At 67.9% G+C, this 17,062-nt stretch carries 15 protein-coding genes; 3 read left to right on the top strand and 12 right to left on the bottom strand.

Translation table 11 applies throughout. The features are described from left to right. Positions 1 to 209: 209 nt before the first annotated feature. On the bottom strand, positions 210 to 2,729 hold the full coding sequence (locus tag DRB06_RS11180) for an ATP-dependent Clp protease ATP-binding subunit (RefSeq protein WP_258522243.1): 2,520 nt from the start codon (positions 2,727 to 2,729) through the stop codon (positions 210 to 212). Between the two features lie 270 nt (positions 2,730 to 2,999). Here DRB06_RS11180 and DRB06_RS16225 point away from each other — a divergent pair, with 270 nt between their 5' ends. Then, positions 3,000 to 3,176, top strand: coding sequence for a DUF6054 family protein (locus tag DRB06_RS16225; RefSeq protein ID WP_181575261.1), 177 nt, complete (start codon positions 3,000 to 3,002; stop codon positions 3,174 to 3,176). A gap of 284 nt (positions 3,177 to 3,460) precedes the next feature. On the opposite strand, the gene DRB06_RS11175 is transcribed toward DRB06_RS16225, so the two are convergent. The 6 genes from DRB06_RS11175 to DRB06_RS11150 form a co-directional block, all read right to left on the bottom strand. Continuing rightward, entirely contained in the window at positions 3,461 to 4,042 is a 582-nt protein-coding gene (locus tag DRB06_RS11175) for an O-acetyl-ADP-ribose deacetylase (RefSeq protein ID WP_108969431.1), read from the bottom strand. A gap of 62 nt (positions 4,043 to 4,104) precedes the next feature. Then, positions 4,105 to 6,138 carry an FAD-dependent oxidoreductase gene (locus DRB06_RS11170; RefSeq protein ID WP_111819979.1) on the bottom strand — a complete coding sequence of 678 codons (2,034 nt, stop codon included), beginning with the start codon at positions 6,136 to 6,138 and terminating at the stop codon, positions 4,105 to 4,107. A 963-nt stretch (positions 6,139 to 7,101) separates the two neighbouring features. Further along, complete coding sequence (locus tag DRB06_RS11165) at positions 7,102 to 7,524, bottom strand: SdpI family protein (RefSeq protein ID WP_111819978.1); 423 nt, start codon at positions 7,522 to 7,524, stop codon at positions 7,102 to 7,104. A 172-nt stretch (positions 7,525 to 7,696) separates the two neighbouring features. Continuing rightward, positions 7,697 to 8,404, bottom strand: coding sequence for a 4'-phosphopantetheinyl transferase (locus DRB06_RS11160; RefSeq protein WP_073330260.1), 708 nt, complete (start codon positions 8,402 to 8,404; stop codon positions 7,697 to 7,699). A 17-nt stretch (positions 8,405 to 8,421) separates the two neighbouring features. Next, complete coding sequence (gene dtd, locus DRB06_RS11155) at positions 8,422 to 8,877, bottom strand: D-aminoacyl-tRNA deacylase (RefSeq protein ID WP_073330262.1); 456 nt, start codon at positions 8,875 to 8,877, stop codon at positions 8,422 to 8,424. Then, positions 8,877 to 9,263, bottom strand: a complete 387-nt coding sequence (locus DRB06_RS11150; RefSeq protein ID WP_258522242.1) for a DUF2516 family protein — start codon at positions 9,261 to 9,263, stop codon at positions 8,877 to 8,879. Before DRB06_RS11150 ends, dtd begins: the two co-directional genes overlap by 1 nt. Before the next feature lie 241 nt (positions 9,264 to 9,504). Between DRB06_RS11150 and fucP the strand changes: the two genes are divergently transcribed. Both fucP and DRB06_RS11140 read left to right on the top strand, forming a co-directional pair. After that, positions 9,505 to 10,878, top strand: coding sequence for an L-fucose:H+ symporter permease (fucP, locus tag DRB06_RS11145; protein ID WP_111819977.1), 1,374 nt, complete (start codon positions 9,505 to 9,507; stop codon positions 10,876 to 10,878). After that, positions 10,875 to 12,167, top strand: a complete 1,293-nt coding sequence (locus DRB06_RS11140) for an ABC transporter substrate-binding protein (protein ID WP_111819976.1) — start codon at positions 10,875 to 10,877, stop codon at positions 12,165 to 12,167. The genes fucP and DRB06_RS11140 overlap by 4 nt, the downstream gene beginning before the upstream one ends. 141 nt (positions 12,168 to 12,308) lie before the next feature. Here the strand turns inward: DRB06_RS11140 and DRB06_RS11135 are convergent, their stop codons facing one another. The 5 genes from DRB06_RS11135 to DRB06_RS11115 all read right to left on the bottom strand — a co-directional run bounded on the left by DRB06_RS11135 (position 12,309) and on the right by DRB06_RS11115 (position 16,989). Beyond that, positions 12,309 to 12,599 (bottom strand): putative quinol monooxygenase, encoded by a 291-nt coding sequence (locus DRB06_RS11135; protein WP_111819975.1) that lies wholly within the window; start codon positions 12,597 to 12,599, stop codon positions 12,309 to 12,311. A gap of 542 nt (positions 12,600 to 13,141) precedes the next feature. Then, positions 13,142 to 13,753, bottom strand: coding sequence for a hypothetical protein (locus DRB06_RS11130; RefSeq protein WP_073330538.1), 612 nt, complete (start codon positions 13,751 to 13,753; stop codon positions 13,142 to 13,144). Between the two features lie 274 nt (positions 13,754 to 14,027). Beyond that, positions 14,028 to 14,528 carry a hypothetical protein gene (locus DRB06_RS11125; RefSeq protein ID WP_108965740.1) on the bottom strand — a complete coding sequence of 167 codons (501 nt, stop codon included), beginning with the start codon at positions 14,526 to 14,528 and terminating at the stop codon, positions 14,028 to 14,030. Between the two features lie 449 nt (positions 14,529 to 14,977). Next, a complete protein-coding gene (locus DRB06_RS11120) occupies positions 14,978 to 16,285 on the bottom strand; it encodes a folate-binding protein YgfZ (RefSeq protein WP_111819973.1) in 1,308 nt (435 codons plus the stop codon). After that, on the bottom strand, positions 16,285 to 16,989 hold the full coding sequence (locus tag DRB06_RS11115) for an FABP family protein (protein ID WP_111819972.1): 705 nt from the start codon (positions 16,987 to 16,989) through the stop codon (positions 16,285 to 16,287). Before DRB06_RS11115 ends, DRB06_RS11120 begins: the two co-directional genes overlap by 1 nt. Positions 16,990 to 17,062 lie beyond the last annotated feature (73 nt).

The raw sequence follows: 17,062 nt of genomic DNA, 5'->3' as shown, positions 1-17,062 counted from the left end.
GGCATGACCGACGTCCGCAACCTCGGCCACAGGCATGAAGGCGGGGCCGTCCCCTGTGGGACGGCCCCGCCGCGTTGGTGGAGCGTGTCAGCGACTGCGCGCTAGCGCACCGGAGTCAGGTGCCCGGCCGGCCGGCGTGCCGGCGCGGGCCACTGTGCCGGGCCCCTGTGCAGGCGCGGCGGTGACGGGCGGTCACTCCGGGTCCGGGCTCACTGCGCCGGCTCGGCCGCGGCGGAGGCGATCTCCTCGGCCTCGCGCACGGCGTCCTCGGCCTCTTCACGGGGCATGCCCCGGAAGGTGAACTCACCCAGGATGCCCTCGCCCTCGGCGTCGACCAGGACCTTCTGGCCCCGCTCGATCTCCCCGAAGAGGATCTTCTCGCTCAGGGCGTCCTCGATGTCGCGCTGGATGGCGCGGCGCAGCGGGCGGGCACCGAGCACCGGGTCGAAGCCGCGCTCGGCGAGCAGCTCCTTGGCGGCATCGGTCAGCCCGATGCTCATCTCCTGCTCGGCCAGGCGCTGAGACAGGCGACCGATCATCAGGTCGACGATCTGACGCACCTCCGCCTTGGTCAACTGCGGGAAGACGATCAGGTCGTCCACACGGTTGAGGAACTCGGGCCGGAACTGCTGCTTGAGCTCGCGGTTGACGTGCGCCTTCATCTCCTCGTAGTCCATGGTGCCGCCCTCGGTGGACTGGAAGCCCGTGGCCACGGACTTGCCGATGTCCTTGGAGCCGAGGTTGGTGGTCATGATGATGACGGTGTTCTTGAAGTCGACCACGCGGCCCTGGGCGTCGGTGAGGTGACCGTCCTCCAGGATCTGCAGCAGCGAGTTGAAGATGTCCGGGTGGGCCTTCTCAACCTCGTCGAACAGCACCACGCTGAAGGGACGCCGACGCACCTTCTCGGTGAGCTGACCGCCCTCGTCGTAGCCGACGTAGCCGGGGGGCGCTCCGAACAGCCGGGAAACCGTGTGCTTCTCGGCGAACTCGGACATGTCGAGCTGGATCAGGGCGTCCTCGTCGTCGAAGAGGAACTCCGCCAGGGCCTTGGCCAGCTCGGTCTTACCCACGCCGGTGGGGCCGGCGAAGATGAACGAGCCACCGGGGCGCTTGGGGTCCTTCAGGCCGGCGCGGGTGCGGCGGATCGACTTCGACAGGGCCTCGATGGCCTTGTCCTGGCCGACGATGCGCTTGTGCAGCTCGGTCTCCATACCCAGCAGCTTGGCGGACTCGGTCTCGGTGAGCTTGACCACCGGGATGCCGGTGGACATGGCCAGCACCTCGGCCACCAGGTTCTCATCCACCTCGGCCACCTGGTCGAGGTCGCCGGACTTCCAGGCCTTCTCCTTGGCGACGCGCTCCTCGCCGAGGCGGCGCTCGTCGTCGCGCAGGGAGGCGGCGCGCTCGAAGTCCTGATCGTCGATGGCCGACTCCTTCTCCTGCTTGACGGCGGCGATCTTCTCGTCGATCTCACGCAGCTCCGGCGGAGCGGTCATGCGGCGGATGCGCAGGCGCGCGCCCGCCTCGTCGATCAGGTCGATGGCCTTGTCCGGCAGGAAGCGGTCATTGATGTAGCGGTCGGCCAGCTTGGCGGCCGCCTCGATGGCCTCGTCGGTGATCACCACGTGGTGGAAGGCCTCGTAGCGGTCGCGCAGCCCGCCGAGGATCTCAATGGTCTCGTCGATGGAGGGCTGCTCGACGGTGACCGGCTGGAAACGGCGCTCCAGGGCGGCGTCCTTCTCGATCTTGCGGTACTCGTCCAGGGTGGTGGCGCCGATGGTCTGCAACTCGCCGCGGGCCAGCATCGGCTTGAGGATGCTGGCGGCGTCGACGGCGCCCTCGGCGGCGCCCGCCCCGACGAGGGTGTGGATCTCGTCGATGAACAGGATGATGTCGCCGCGGGTGCGCACCTCCTTGAGCACCTTCTTCAGGCGCTCCTCGAAGTCACCGCGGTAGCGGGAGCCGGCCACGAGCGAGCCCATGTCCAGGGAGTACAACTGCTTGTCCCGCAGGGTCTCGGGCACGTCCCCGTGGACGATCGCCTGGCTGAGGCCCTCGACGACGGCGGTCTTGCCGACGCCGGGCTCGCCGATCAGTACGGGGTTGTTCTTGGTGCGCCGGGAGAGGATCTGCATGACGCGCTCCATCTCCTTGTGGCGGCCGATGACCGGGTCCAGCTTGCCCTCGCGCGCGGCCGCGGTGAGGTTGCGGCCGAACTGGTCCAGGATGGCGGAGCCCGACGGCGTGCCCTCCTTGTTGGAGCCGCCGGCGGTGACGGTCTCCTTGCCCTCGTAGCCGGAGAGCATCTGCATGACGGTCTGGCGGACGGTGGACAGGTCGGCGCCGAGCTTGGTCAGCACCTGGGCGGCCACACCCTCGCCCTCGCGCAGCAGGCCGAGCAGGATGTGCTCGGTGCCGATGTAGTTGTGGCCCAGCTGCAGCGCCTCCCGCAGGGACAGTTCCAGCACCTTCTTGGCGCGGGGCGTGAAGGGGATGTGTCCGGAGGGGGCCGACTGGCCCTCGCCGATGATCTCCACGACCTGGGCGCGCACGGCGTCCAGGGAGATGTCCATCGACTCCAGCGCCTTGGCGGCGACACCTTCGCCTTCGTGGATCAGGCCCAGAAGGAGGTGCTCGGTGCCGATGTAATTGTGGTTGAGCGCGCGGGCCTCGTCCTGGGCCAGGACGACGACGCGGCGGGCGCGGTCGGTAAAGCGTTCGAACATCGCTGATTGCTCCTCGGCACGTGCGGTTGGTGATCGCGTTGCCCGGGTTCGGGCACTGCCCGGATTGGGGGAACGCGGGGCACGCGCTGATAAGGCTAACGGCGCGAGGCCGGCGCCGATGCCCCTGTTCGCAGTGGGCGTGAGCAGGGTTGAGTCGGGCCGACTCAGGAATAAGGGAGGGGCGGGCGTATGCAGACCCTCGTCGCAGGGGCCGGTCACCCTGAGATCCTCTCCCCTCCGAGCACACAGTGAGCTGACCATCGCGTCGGTATGACGGTCACGGTCGTCGAGGACGGCGACGCCGTCCACGTCGTCGGTATCACCGTCGGCGGCAGCCAGGCACTCTTCATGAAGATCAACACGTTTGGCGAGGATGCCTTCCTCGAGACCCTCATCAACGCCTGTGCCGCGTGGGAGTCCATGCACGGCGTCCTGCCCCAGCGCTGACGCCGGGCTGCCGTGCAAGGACCGAGCAGCAAGAGCGCGGGACGTGGCTGCTGGCGTCCCCGTGCATGGAAGTCGGGTCATCTACTACGCCACTTCGGGGTTAACAACGCCAGTTAACGGTCTGCTGAAAGGCTCCGAGGCACACAGCAGAACGTTAAGTAGCGTTGTTAACGCCCAACCCGCGTAGCAGACACCCCCACCCACCACACACCCGACCAGCCCGACCGGCCTCGTGTGCGTCAACGCCTGGCAGCTCTGGCGGGAGAGCCGCCGATCACCGCGCTTCAGGCATCCAGCGCCGCCTGGAAGGCCCGCAGCAGCCGGTCGGAGAAGAGCACGAAGCGCACCAGCTCCAGCCCACGCGCCTGCTCCGCAGCGGCGTCGACGACGTCGGTTCCGCATACTTCCACGCCACTGGTCGTGTCGGCCCGGGCAGCGAGCGCGCGCGTCTCAGTCACGGCGGCGCGGGCGACGGCGTCGGCATCCCAGCCGTACACGCCCGCGGAGATCGCCGGCATGGCCACACTGCGGCAGCCGAGTTCCTGAGCCAGTTCCAGGCTGGAGCGGAAGGCTGCGCGCAGCAGGGCGGGGTCGGTCTGGCCCGCATGCCGGTTGGGTCCCACGGTGTGGATGACCCAGCGGGCGGGCAGGTCGAAGCCGGGGGTGGCCACGGCCTCCCCCACCGGCAGCCCATCGGGCAGGCTGGTGGCGCGCAACTCGCGGCAGGCCTGGAGCAAGCGCGGCCCGGCGGCGCGGTGAATGGCGCCGTCCACACCCCCGCCTCCGAGCAGCCCAGAGTTGGCCGCGTTGACGATGGCGTCCACCTCCTGGGTGGTGATGTCTCCGCGTACCGCTTCTATCCGCATCATGCCCCCATTGTGGCAGCCGCATCGACCGTCGGGCGCGCATCCCGCAGGCGACGTAGGCGCTACTTGGCGAGCTGGCTGGCGACCTCGAAGCCGTCCCAGATCGCGTACATGATGTTGGCGCACCGGCGGGCGTCACCCACCACGTGGTAGGGGATGCCGGCGGCCTTCACCTCGGCCTCCAGTTCGTGGCGCGGGGTGTAGCCGATCGCGGTGACCACCGTCTGCGCCGGGACCAGGCGCTGTTCGCCGTCGACACTGACCAGCAGGCCGGCGTCGGTCACGCGCTCGGCGCGGGCGTCGGTGAGCACCTCGACCCCGCGGTAGGGGACCAGGTCGTGGAGCATGGCGTGGTTGGCCATGCACAGCGGGGCGTTCTTCTCCAGCACGTCCGACAGCGCCTCCACGATCGTGACCTCGACGCCGCGCTCGCGCAGCGAGATCGCCAGTTCACAGCCGGTCAGGCCGCCACCGATGATGACGACCTGCTTGCCGAGGGCGTCCTGGTCGAGCAGGGCGTCGGTGGCCTCAACCACGGGCACGCCTTCACCGAGGTCCAGCAGCCGCGGGTTGGAGCCGGTCGCGATGAGCACGTGGTCGGCTCCGGAGGCGCGGATGACGGCGGCATCCACGGGCGAGTTCAGGTGCACTTCGACCCCGAGGTCCTCCAGCTGGCGCTCGTACCAGGCGATGAGGGCGAGGTCGTCCTCCTTGAACGACGGCTGCCCGCCGGCGATGACCACGCCGCCGAGGCGGTCGGAGGCCTCGTACAGCACCGGGGTATGGCCGCGTTCGGCCAGTACCCGGGCCGCCTCCATGCCGGCTACGCCGCCGCCCACGATCAGCACGCGCATGCGGGTGCGGTCGTTGGCCTGCGGCAGCGGGCGTTCGGTCTCCCGGGCCGCCAGCGGGTTGACGGCGCAGCGCAGCGACGAGTAGTGCTCGATGCGGCCGATGCAGCCCTCCTGGCAGGAGATGCAGGGGCGCACCAGGTCGCGCCGGCCCCGCTGCAGCTTGTTGACGATCTCCGGGTCCGCGAGCGTCGGGCGGGCCAGGGAGATCAGGGTGGCGGTGCCGTCGGCGGTGGCCGCGGCCGCGAGCTCCGGATCATCCATGCGGCCGGCGACGATCAGCGGGATGTCGGGGCAGGCCTCGTGCAATTGACGCGCATAGGGGACGTACAGGCCCTTGGCCTGGTACATCGGCGGGTGGCTCCAGTACCAGGAGTCGTAGGAGCCGACGTCGACGTCGAGCGCCTGATACCCGTAGGACACGAGCAGGCGGGCCGCCTCGATGCCCTCGTCGATGTCCCGGCCCACCTCGGCAAAGCGCTCCCCCGGCATGGCGCCCACACCGAAGGCCTTGATCATGGACTTCGGGGAGAAGCGCAGCTGCACGGGGAAGTCGTCGCCGGCGCCGGCGTGAATCGCCTCGACCACCTCGCGCGCGAAGCGCAACCGGTTCTCCAGGGAGCCGCCGTATTCGTCGGTGCGGTGGTTGAAGAAGGAGATGGCGAATTGGTCGAGCAGGTAGCCCTCGTGGACGGCGTGCACCTGAATGCCGTCGAATCCCGCCTCGCGCGCCACCGCTCCGGTAATACGGAATTGCTCGACGACGCCCTGAATCTCTTCCACCGTCATCTCGCGGCAGGTGATGGAGGGGTCCCAGCGGTAGGGGATCGCCGACGGAGCGACCGGCGTGCGGCCACCGAGGATCGCCTTGGTGATCACGCGGCCGAAGCCGGCCCCGGCTTGAAGGACGATCTTGGCGTCGTAGCCGTGTACGCGTTCGGTCAGGTCGCGGCTGGTGGTCATGAATAGACCGGGGGACTGCGTCGGGTTGGGGATCAGGCCCGGCGGGACGCCGTCGGCGGGATTGGTCACCTGGCACACGCCGGTGATGATCAACCCGATGCCGCCGCGCGCCCGCGTCGTATAGAACTCAATGGCCCGCTGGTTCCAACCGCCCTCGGCGGTGGAGAATCCCAACGGACCCATCGGCCCCATGGCGTAATGGTTCTTGACCTCGATGCTGCCCACACGGGTGGGTTCGAATAACTCCGCGTGCGGTAATTCGGTTCGTAGGGACGTGGACATACCGGTTCCTCCTTGAACTCGGCGCATCCGAAATGCGGCGTGATAACAATCGTAACACCCGCTATTGGGCGAGAACCAGGGGTCACGGCAAAGAGGAGCCACGGCCATTCGCGACGATCGCGCGACCTTCCGGAATATGATCCCCGCGAGCCCGCCAGAACACCCCCAGTAGCTGAGCCTTTGCTTTCCAATTAGTGAGCTTCGAGATATTCGGGGACGTCGAGGCTGCGGGACGGGGCCGTCGAGGACGCCCACCGAGGCGGCGTCCCGGCGGGCCGGCCTTCATCCCGCGGTTTGGAGGCTCTTGCGGTTTGGGGGGTTGGTGAGTGTTGTGGGTTGGGTGCTGGTGGGTGTGGGGTGTGTGCCCGGGTGTGCTGGTGGGGCGGAATGTCCAAATTCGGCACAAAGACCGTCGGCGACCGCTGGGGTCGTTTCTGAAACCGCATGATTCCAACGTTCTGCCTGTGGCTGTCTGCGACGTCGGAGCCGTTTGTGCCGATCCTGGACACTTTGGGCCACCGCACACGGGATTCGCCGCCAACGGCGGGCCGCGGACGGACGGGCCCCCTACTTGGACCGTGTTCCCCCCGTTGGACCGCCTGAGACGGCGTCTAGGGCGGTCCAAGCAGAGCTGGGCGGTCCAAGTAGAGCCTGCGCGGGTCGGCCGACCGAACCGCAAACAACCACACACCCCAGACACCACCTCACCCCCACCACCTCACCCCCGAACCGGAAGAGCCGGTTTGGACCCCGTCCCTCAGTTTGGACCCCGATTCTCAGTTGGACCGTCTGAGAGCGCCCAGGAAGCGACCCAAACCGGCGCGAGACCTTCACCGCCGAGGCCGTCAACGAACGTCCAGAACACCTTCAAGGCATCACCCTCGAGACTCCTAAACCTCACCATCAACCGCCATCAGTTGGCGTCACAGTCGTGCGAGATGGTAGCCGACGCCGACGTTTGCCTCAGTTACTGTAGTGAACATCGGAGATGCCTCGACTCTCTCCGTGATGTTCTTTTTGCCTGCTGGCATTCGCCGCGGTGTAACTCATATAAACCAAACCCAGAAGAGCTTGAACCGTGGCGATAGCCAATGGCACTAATATGGAGACGATATCCGACAGTATCGCCTGAGCGATAAAGAGCAGTGCGGAATCAAATCCTACGCCACCCATCAGCAATGTCGAAAAGGCGCACCTTGCCTGAATCCTGTACCAATCTTCTTCGGAGCGAAAGGCGCCAGGAGAGCGCACACCGGCGAACGAGTTAGGCTTCAGGGTACCGTGCCTCATCTTGAGGCCGACGATTGTGAGCACAACTCCGCACACGGCCATTACGACCGCAAGTATGATGCTCGCTAACGATTCGGACATCTCCGCACCAGTCACTTCTCAAGGATCCGCCGACCGTGGCGCTTGTTACAGTATCGTGTCTACCTCTTCCTCGCGTCAAGACTTCGACGGGACTCGCCGCGAGCTCCGGCAGAGGCGTGAACACGCAGGCCGGCCCGGCGACATCTCAGATGTGCGCAGGGCTCGAGCAGCTTCTTCTACGCCTTGGTCAATGCTGACGGCTCTTGATGGGGCTGACACTGCGAAAGCCGTCAATGTCAACAAGCACGACGACGGCGCTGGCCAGCAGGCCGCCGGCCGCCGCCCAGCGGCCGGTCGGGCCTGCGCCGTCGGCATCGTCGTCGGCTCCCGCCGCGAGCCGAGCCGTGAAGGTGCCGTCCGAACGGATGGTCACCGCGGCCTCACCGAAACGCAGGGGGCGGTGAGCCAGGGGGAACCAGGCCTTGTAGACGGACTCCTTAATGCTGAACAGCAGCCGGTCCCCGGCGACGTCCGGGAGCGCCTCGACCAGCTCGCGGACGTTCTCGCGCTCCGCCGGCGAGGCGATCCGTGCCAGTACCCCGCCCGCGAGCGACCGGTTCGGTTCGGCGTCAATGCCGAGCGCAGCCACCTGGCTGGTGCGGGCCACCGCCGCCGCCCGATAGCCGCGGCAATGGGTCAGAGAGCCGACGACGCCGTCGGGCCAGGCGGGCTCCCCCATCGGCCCCGGCACCATCGCCGGACGTTCCAGCCCCAGCTCGGCCAGCGCCCGCCCGGCCAGGTGGCGGACGGTCGTGAACTCGGCGCGGCGGCGGGACGAGGCTCCCGCGATATGGGCGCGCTCCGCAGGCAGCAGCGAGGCGTCGACGTCGCCGAATGCCTCGGCAACGATCACCGACGGCGGGGCCAGCCCCGCCAGTAGGGGCGTCTGAGTCATTCGCGCCGCCGCGGGCATCAGGCCTCGACGAGGATGGTGACCGGGCCGTCCAGTTCGGCGTCGATGTCCATGTGGGCGCCGAAGCTGCCGGTTGCCACCTCCAGGCCGCGCCGGCGCAGGTCGGCGACTACCGCATCCACCAGTGGTTCGGCCACCTCGCCCGGAGCCGCGCCGTTCCAGGAGGGGCGCCGCCCCTTGCGCACGTCGGCGTACAGCGTGAATTGGGAGACGACCAGCACCGGCGCCCCCAGGTCGGTGACCGAGACCTCCCGACCCGGTGCGCCACCGTCGTCGCCGGGGCCGTCGAAGAGCCGCAACTCGGCGATCTTGCGGGCCACCGTGGCGACCTGCGCGGCGCCGTCGTCGTGAGTGACGCCCACCAGGGCGAGCAGCCCGGGACGGTCAATGGCGCCGACGACCGCGCCATCCACGCGCACCGCCGCCCGGTTTACGCGCTGCAGGACGGCGCGCATCAGCGGCCGGGAGTCCAGTCGCGCGGACCGCGGCCGCCCTGGCCACCTTCATGCCCGGGGAAGCGGATCGAGGAGCGCACGCGCACCGGCGAGTAATACTGCAGGGCGGGGCGGACGTCGGCCAGGTAGACGGCGTTGGTGACCACGCCGAGCAGGCCCAGCATCGAGGATGGCCCCATCAGCAGGACCACGACGACCCCGGCGGCATTGACGGCGAACCAGAAGCCCTTGGTGCGTTTGCCGGCCGCGATGAAATGCGAGGGGTCGCGGGTGAGGGTGTCGATGAGCGCCCAGACGCCCAGGCCCACGGCAGTGATCTGCGCGAATCGCCAGATCAGGTTGACGGCGCGGGCAAGGTACACGGCTACCATCACCAGAATCTCCACACCGCCACTGTAGCCGCCGCCTCCGCTCGCCGCGACTACCATCCCCCGTGGGCGAAAGCGTGCCACGACGGGGAATAAACGAAGCGATGAGCCCTCCGACGGCCTCTCCCCGTGCCGTCGTCACCAACACGTGATATGGTTCAGATCACGTCTTCGGGCGGTCCGATTCCCTTCCGCCCCGTCCCCTCGCCCACATCGTCACCTCGAGACACACCGCATCACCGCCGATCCGGGAGCTCCCATGACAGCCCTGGCAGACACAAACGAAACGAATAAGTCCGATCCCACCGCAGCCGCCGCGCCCGGCGCATCCCATGCATCCGCGAAGATCCTGTATCCGGGCGCCACCATGCTCCTCGTTGCGGTCATCGGCTGCTTCACGGCCTGGGGCATCGCCGCAGACCTGACCACCCCCATGGTCTCCGGCTTCAAGCGCATCTTCGACATGTCCTCCTTCCAGGCTTCTCTGGTGCAGATGGCCTACTACGGCGCCTACTTCCTGCTGGCCATCCCCGCCGCCCTGATCAACTCTCGCTGGGGCTACAAGGCGGGCATGGTCTCGGGCCTGGCGCTGGCCTCGCTGGGCGCCTTCGGCTTCTGGCCCGCCTCCCAGGTGATGACCTATGGCGCCTTCCTGGCCGCCCTGTTCGCCATCGCCGCCGGCTGTTCACTGCTGGAGACCTCCGCCAGCCCCTATGTCATCTCTCTCGGTCCGGAGGAGACCTCCACCCGGCGGCTGAACCTCGCCCAGGCCTTCAACCCGCTGGGTACCAACATCGGCGTGCTGATCGCCTCCACGCTCATCCTCCCCAAGCTCGACACTCCGGTGAACCTGGCCGACGTCAGCCCGGAGACCGAGCGTGCCATTCGCGCCGAGCAGCTGCGCGCCGTGACGGGCCCCTATATCGGGCTCGGTGTGCTGCTGGCCGTCATCCTGGTCATCATCTTCATTCAGAAGGCACCGCCCACCGCCCCGACGGACGACGGCGCCCGCCCGGCGAGCCCGCTGACCACCCTGTGGCGCTCAAAACGGTACCGCTACGGCGTCATTGCCCAGTTCTTCGACGTAGCCGCCCAGGTGTGCTGCTGGACCTACATAATCCAGTACACCCAGCAGGCGCTTAACGGCTCCCTGCAGTTGGGCTCGCAGATGCTGCAGATCAGCCTTATCGTCTTCTTGATCGCCAGGTTCCTGATGACCGCCGTCATTGCCCGCATCCGCGCCACCAAGGTCATGGCGGTCCTCGGCGCGGTGGCTGTGGGCCTATGCATCTACGCCTCGCTGCGCCCGGACCTCACGGGCGTGGTGGCCATTATTGCCGCCTCCTTCTGTCTGTCGCTGATGTTCCCCACCATCTACGGCGTAGCCCTGTCCGGGCTCGGGGACGCCACCAAGTTCGGGGCCGCCGGCCTGGTCATGGCGATCGTTGGCGGGGCCATCATGCCCATGGTTCAGGGCCGGGTAATGGACGCCACCAGCGCAGCCACCTCATTCATCGTTCCGGCGGTCTGCTTCGCCATGGTGACCGCCTACGCGATCTACGACCTACGTGCACCGGCGCAGGAAATCGCCACAACTTCGAGCACCGCCTCAGAAAGGAAGAATCAGTCATGACTTCCCTGAGAAGACGTGCCGCCGCCCTGATCGCGGCAGTCAGTACCGCCCTCGCCCTTACCGCCTGCGGTGGCTCCTCCGCCCCGTCCGGCTCCATCGAGGTCCTGTCCTGGTGGACCTCCGCGTCGGAGTCCGTCGCCCTGGACACGCTCGTCAACGCCTATCAGGAACGCAACTCCGACGCCTCCGTGGACCAGTTGGCCGTCGTCGGCGGCGCCGGCTCACAGGCTCACGTGACACTGGCCCAGCGCCTCGCACGCGGCGATGCCCCCGATGTGTGGCAGTCACTGAGCGCCGGGAACGTGACGGCGTGGCGGGAGGCCGGGGTGGTCGAGGACGTGTCCTCACTGTTCACCGACGAGGTCACCAGTCAGCTCCCCGAGGAAGTACTCGCCTCCGTCACGGTGGGTAACAGCCAGTATGCAGCCCCGTTGTCCGTGCACCGGGCGAACATCCTCATGTTCAACCGCGACGTGCTGCAGAATGCCGGTATCGATGAGCCGGGCACGGGCTACTCCCTGGACGATCTGCTCGCCGACCTGGGCACCCTGGAGGAACAGGGGACCACACCGCTGTGCATCGGCGGGGCCGACTCCATCACCACGGCAGGACTGTTCGAGTCCGTGCTCCTGGCCACCGTCGGTGAGGAGGGCTGGACCCAGATCGAGGCCGATCGTTTCGACTGGTCCGGCCCGCAGGTGACCGAGGCCCTGAAGACCTTCGGACGGCTCATGGACTACACCGACCCCGCCGACGCCGACCGCACCTGGGACGAAGCGGCCGGGCGGCTGGCGGACGGTCAGTGCGGCTTCTACCAGATGAACGACGGCGCGCTCACCGAGTCCGAGGCGCTCGCCGGCTCCACCACCGGGCAGTCCCCGGTTTCCTCCGTGACCTTCCCCGGAACCGAGGGAACCTTCCTGATCGTGGTAGACACATTCGTGCGCTCTTCCGCTTCGGCGGACGGTGAGGGCGCGGACGCCTTCTTGGCTACGGTCCTGGATCCGCAGGTGCAGACCGCCGTGTGTGAGGTAAAGGGCTGTGTGCCGGTGCGCAACGACGCCGACGTCACCACGCTCACCCCCTACCAGCAGCAGGCAGCCGCGGACCTGCGCAGTCAGACGGTGCTCAATGCGATCTCCTACGGCGAGGTGATTTCTCCGGCGATGCAGGACGGCTTCTTCAAGGCCGTTAAGAACTATCTGAGCACAGGAGACGCCTCCGCCTCGACCTTCGCCCGCATCCTCACCGAGCGAATCAACGAGGGCGCCGCGGGCCCGAACCTCTGAGCGGCAACCGGGTGTGGATCGACTCCGAACGGGTCCGGCCCCCGCCCCGCGTCTCCATACCACCGACTCCGGCCGCTGCACGGCTTAGCAGGGCGCCCACCGTCTCACGGTGGCAGATAGCCCACAATGCATGAAATGCCGTCAGCCGATCTGGTCCAGGAAGGTCAATACCGAGTGCGGCTCTTCGATGCGCTCCTCCAGGCGGGCGTTGAACGGGCCGCCATAGGGCATGCCCAGGTGGGCCTGAAAGGCGTCTTCGTCGACATAGGCCTCCATGACGAAGAACTTCGCGGGGTCATCGCTGTGGCGGTAAACGTCGAAGACGCGGTTGCCGGGCTCGGTACGGACTTTTTCGCCGAAGTCGCAGATCATCTGGGCAACCTCGTCCTCGAATCCGGGTTTGGCAGTGAACTGCGAGTGCAGAATCTTCATGGCTCCTCCTCAGGGCGTATGGGATGCGTCGCGCCGATTCTATGATGCGCATCACGTTCACGGTAGGGCCAGTGGGATTCGTACCCACATCGCCCAGGGAACAGCGCCCGCGGCGCTTCGGAGCCTCCACCGGGTGCCCTGCGGCAGACCCCGCGCATGCCAACAACCACGCGTTGCACACTCGAATCTCGAGCAATCGTCCAAGAAGCGCATAACTCCGCGGTTTCGCAGATTCCCCTTGCAGTACCGAGGAGGCTCCCATGTGCAACCATCCCCTCATTGCACACCGGAGCCATGGAGCCGACTTCGGCTACCCCCCCCACTTCCCCATGATTCCAGCGAAAAACCCGACTCGCACAAGTTTGTCCTGACAGCTCCAGTGTGCAACGGGGCTCAGAAGCGACCGCGCGATCCTCTCCGTCTGCCGTGCCAAGGACGGACCTGGCAGCCACCCGGCACGCCGTCGCCCGGCTGCGCGCCGGAGTGCGTCGGGATGTCATCTGAGTCGGCACACCGATGGCCGTCGTCTGCGGCCCTTGTCCTCAGCCCCGGGTACGACGCCGCAGGCCATGGAACATGCCGTGCGTCATGAGCCGCGCGACCGGGCGTATAGCCCGCAGCATTCGGCGGGCGGCCGGCGTTTGGGGCACGTACCGCTCACGCACCGTGAGACGGCAGGCATGCAGCCCCGTCGAGGTGAGGACGAACGCCCACGTGAAGTCGAATTCCATCTCATTACCCGCGGGGGCGCTTCCACCCTCGCTGGACAGGATGAGGTAGCGCTCCGGCTCCAGGCGGGCAACGACGAGCGAGATGTTCTCCGCCAGGTCCACCGAGTCACCCTCTGTCAGGTTCTGCCACGCCGGGTTGATCACGTCAGCGCTGGAGATGCCCACACCGACAAGCTGACACAGCGCATCGAAGGTGTAGAAGCCGCCGCGCCCGTAGCCCATCTGGGCCAGCCAGGGCCATACGTCGGCCACGGGCGCCTGCAGCACCGTCTCGTGCGTCTCCACGATCTCGGCGTCGGGCAGGAGCTCGTCCCCGGGCAGGGGCTCGGCAGCGTCGCCGCGCGGGCGCAGGCGCCCGTTCACATAGGCGACACCAGCGGCCCCGAGGGCGATGGGCACGATCCAGCGGCTGCGCTCGCTCATGAACTCACCCTCCCACAGGGGCAACATTCCCACAAGGACAACAACGCCAAATCATGGCGGGCGCCGCGCTCGCACTCCGTGGCCGCGCCCGTCTGGCCGGTGCGAACCCAGCGACCCTTCGCACCCTGGTACGAGCTTTTGCTCTCTGGTGTGCGCCGATTTGCCGCACACCAGAGGGCAAAAGCTCGCAGTAGACGAGACGCCACGCGCCTCGCAAGCCGCTCCAAACGGTTCCGCCGGCTCGGGCGATCCTAAGTTCTCGGACGCCCGATTCTCAGTTGGTGGCCTGGGCTATCGCGGTAGCAAACTCGCCGGATCCCGACGAACTGACGGGCTCATTATCGTCAATGGCGATGGATGCGGTGATGTCCATTCCGTCCTTGGCCTGAGCGAGCACATTGGCGTTTGAGGCGTCAAAGACGACGGCGCCGTCAATCTCAACCGTCTTGCTGAACGGGAGGGCCTCATCGCTCAGCTGCTCCTGGCTGATGTTGCCGTTGGCGTCCAGACTGGTCAGCGTGATGTCCGCGGTGGTCGCCGTATCGCTGGTGACTTCAAATACGATCGTATGCTTACCCGCGTCGTTTCCAGCAGCAACATCGGACTCCTCGGCGGTCTCCTCGGAGGTAGCCGAGGTTTCCGTCTCACTCGTCGATCCTCCACCAGCAGCGCTGGAGGAGTCCGCGGAGTCTGAGGAGCCGCATGCGGAAAGCGTAAAGGCGGCGACGGCGCCCACGGTTCCCAGTGCGAAAACCCGGCGTGGCATGGCAGTCATGGCAGCGATTCTCCTATGAATCAGGATTGCTAGGACGAACCGAAATGTGCCACCCCCCCCCGCTTGTCAAATGCGCTGAGCGCGCAGTCGCAGGTTGAGCATCGGCACGCGTCGCGTGTCATCCGACCCGACGCACGCTTAACAAACCAACCACCGACCACAAACCCCGCGATTCTGCGGTTTCACACGGCAGTTGCAGAACGTCAGGAGAGCTCCTGCGTGCGGCGAGGCCTCCGGCGCACATGGGAGCATTTCAAGCGGATCCTGACGACCTCAGCCACTTCCTACAATTCCGCATCATCTCAACGGAAATCCCTGATTGGCAGAATTCCTGCCACCAGCGTAAGCGTGCGGCAGCTATCACGCGTTCCGCCTGGGAGGACGACGAGCACGACCCACTCGCACGACTTTCATTGCATCGACCGACCGCGGTGACAAGGACGAGGCGGTCAGCGCAGCAGGCCCCGGCCGGCGCCCTGGCGCCGGTTGACTTCCTGACCACGCGCCTCGCGGCGGCCCAAGCCGGCGCCGGGGCGCTCGGCGGGAGTGGCCTGTGCCCGGCCCTCGGGGGAAACCAGAGGCTCCTGGGCGGCATCCACACCGGCGACCGCCTCGGGTTCTTCACGGCTGCCGGTCGCCGAGTCGGTCTCCTCTTCCTCGGCCTCAGCAGCAATGTCCACGGTCAGCGGCGCATCCGCGGGCACGCCCCGGCGCAGCAGCGACAACGCCATGGGACCGTAGTCGACGTGCCGGGCCACGGAGGTCACTACGCCGACCGCCCGCTCCCCCAGGCGCACATTCGCGCCCGGCACCGGCAGCTGCCCGGTGAAGCCGTCGAGTTGCAGAATCGTCAGGCGCCGCGGCGGTCGGCCCAGGTTGAGGGTGCGCGCAATGGTCTCCTGCCCCGGGTAGCAGCCCCTGTTCAGATGTACGGCGGTGCGCAGCCAGTCCAGCTCGTGCGGGATCGTGCGCGCATCCACCTCCCGGCCCCATCGCGGCCGCCCGGCCTCCACGCGCAGCGCCTCCCAGGCCAGTGAGCCGGCCAGGCTCCGCCCGGGGACGCCCGGCATGGAGTTGCGGCGCTCGGCACCGCCGACGTCAGCAGCCGCATTCCCGCCGGCAAGAAACGCATCCGCGACGGTGCCGGCCGCGTCGGCCTGCACCAGCACCCAGGTGGCCCGGTAACCCGCGCCGGGATGTTCACGAGCCAGCCCGACGTCGTAGCTGGTGCCGCCCTCGACCACGCCCGGCCAGGGGTCGCGCCAGGTGGCCAGGTACGCGCCCGCTGCCCGCGAAGCCTCCTCCAGGGCGCCGCCGCCCTCACCCAGCGCCGCCAGTACGGCCGCGTCCTCGCGCACGGCGACCTCAACGCGAAGCATGAAGCGCATGGAGTCCAGGAACTCGGCCAGCTCCCGCCCACGGCCCGCCTCCGTGACCAGCCACAGGGCGGTGCCGTCGTCGACGCAGGCCAGGGCGTGGGTGATGTGTCCCTGGGCGTCCAGCAGCAGCGTCTCCGCGCCGCCGTCGCCCGGCGTCAGGCGAGTCAACTCCTGGCTGGACAGGGAGGTCAGCCAACCGAGCCGGTCGGGACCGGTCACAGCGACGACGTCGCGGGCCAGAGCGGTGGCGGCACGCCCGTCGAGCAGCGCGTTCTGCTCACGCAGGGGGTCGCCGTAGCGGGCGGGCACGGCGGCGTCCAGATCGCCGACGGGGTTGGCGACGGCGTCGGGCCGGTCCAGGAGGGGGCTGCGGCGCATCAGGCGGGAGCGTCCGTCGCAGTGTCGGCAGCGCGGGCGGCCTCGTCGGCGGCGATGGCTTCGCGCAGGGCGGCGCCGGGGTCGGTCTCCCCCGCCTCCTCCACTCGACCCAGGCGGCCGGATGCGTAAGACTTCGGCTCCTCCTCACCGAAGGCGGCCATGTCCTGCGTCCACATGAGCTCCCCGCCCACAAGCCCGAACATGCGGCTCATCTGGGTGACCGTGGCGGCGGTCCGGGTACGCCCCACCGCCTGGGTGCCGACCTGGGCGCGCGGCCCCTGGATCCAGCCCTCCCAGACGCCGACGTGCCCGGCTGGGTCGGTGGAGACCAACTCAAGAGAGGTGATCGGAGTCTTTGAGGCGGTTCCGGAGGCGTCACCGTCGTCGGCGGGCGTTTCCTGGCCCACCGGACGCCAGAAGGTGGTCTCGGTGGACCAGATCTGCGCGGGGGTCAGGCGCGCGGCGCCCTCCAGACCGGGCATCTCGAAGTCGAGGTCCTGGCTGCGGGTGGCGTCCACGGTCCAGATGGTGCTGGTCTGGCGCAGGTAGGGGCCGCCGTCGTGGTCGAAGGTCATCTCCTGGTAGACGGCCTGCTCGGGGACCGTCTCCCCATAGGTGAGGATGCCGTAGCCGCGCCAGGTGCCCACCAGCCAGGCCAGGGGGTACAGCTCGGGGGCGAGATCGTCGGGAATCATGAACGCCATGGGTGCAGGGTACGGCCCGGGCTTGGCCGACGCCACGGCGCCGGCGTCAGCCCGCGACGAACGCGAAGGCGCC

The organism is Actinomyces sp. Z5, assembly GCF_003287795.1.
GTDB classification, from domain to species: Bacteria; Actinomycetota; Actinomycetes; order Actinomycetales; family Actinomycetaceae; genus Actinomyces; species Actinomyces glycerinitolerans.
The sequence above is the reverse complement of the archived record's forward strand: the minus strand, read 5'-3'. Positions and strand labels throughout refer to the sequence as shown.

Bases quoted from the DNA above. Each gene is read 5' to 3' on its own strand.
- DRB06_RS11120 (WP_111819973.1), bottom strand. From the start codon at position 16,285: ATGCGCCGCAGCCCCCTCCTGGACCGGCCCGACGCCGTCGCCAACCCC.
- DRB06_RS11160 (WP_073330260.1), bottom strand. From the start codon at position 8,404: ATGACTCAGACGCCCCTACTGGCGGGGCTGGCCCCGCCGTCGGTGATC.
- DRB06_RS11140 (WP_111819976.1), top strand. From the start codon at position 10,875: ATGACTTCCCTGAGAAGACGTGCCGCCGCCCTGATCGCGGCAGTCAGT.
- DRB06_RS11115 (WP_111819972.1), bottom strand. From the start codon at position 16,989: ATGGCGTTCATGATTCCCGACGATCTCGCCCCCGAGCTGTACCCCCTG.
- DRB06_RS16225 (WP_181575261.1), top strand. From the start codon at position 3,000: ATGACGGTCACGGTCGTCGAGGACGGCGACGCCGTCCACGTCGTCGGT.
- DRB06_RS11135 (WP_111819975.1), bottom strand. From the start codon at position 12,599: ATGAAGATTCTGCACTCGCAGTTCACTGCCAAACCCGGATTCGAGGAC.
- fucP (WP_111819977.1), top strand. From the start codon at position 9,505: ATGACAGCCCTGGCAGACACAAACGAAACGAATAAGTCCGATCCCACC.
- dtd (WP_073330262.1), bottom strand. From the start codon at position 8,877: ATGCGCGCCGTCCTGCAGCGCGTAAACCGGGCGGCGGTGCGCGTGGAT.
- DRB06_RS11180 (WP_258522243.1), bottom strand. From the start codon at position 2,729: ATGTTCGAACGCTTTACCGACCGCGCCCGCCGCGTCGTCGTCCTGGCC.
- DRB06_RS11130 (WP_073330538.1), bottom strand. From the start codon at position 13,753: ATGAGCGAGCGCAGCCGCTGGATCGTGCCCATCGCCCTCGGGGCCGCT.
- DRB06_RS11125 (WP_108965740.1), bottom strand. From the start codon at position 14,528: ATGACTGCCATGCCACGCCGGGTTTTCGCACTGGGAACCGTGGGCGCC.
- DRB06_RS11170 (WP_111819979.1), bottom strand. From the start codon at position 6,138: ATGTCCACGTCCCTACGAACCGAATTACCGCACGCGGAGTTATTCGAA.
- DRB06_RS11175 (WP_108969431.1), bottom strand. From the start codon at position 4,042: ATGCGGATAGAAGCGGTACGCGGAGACATCACCACCCAGGAGGTGGAC.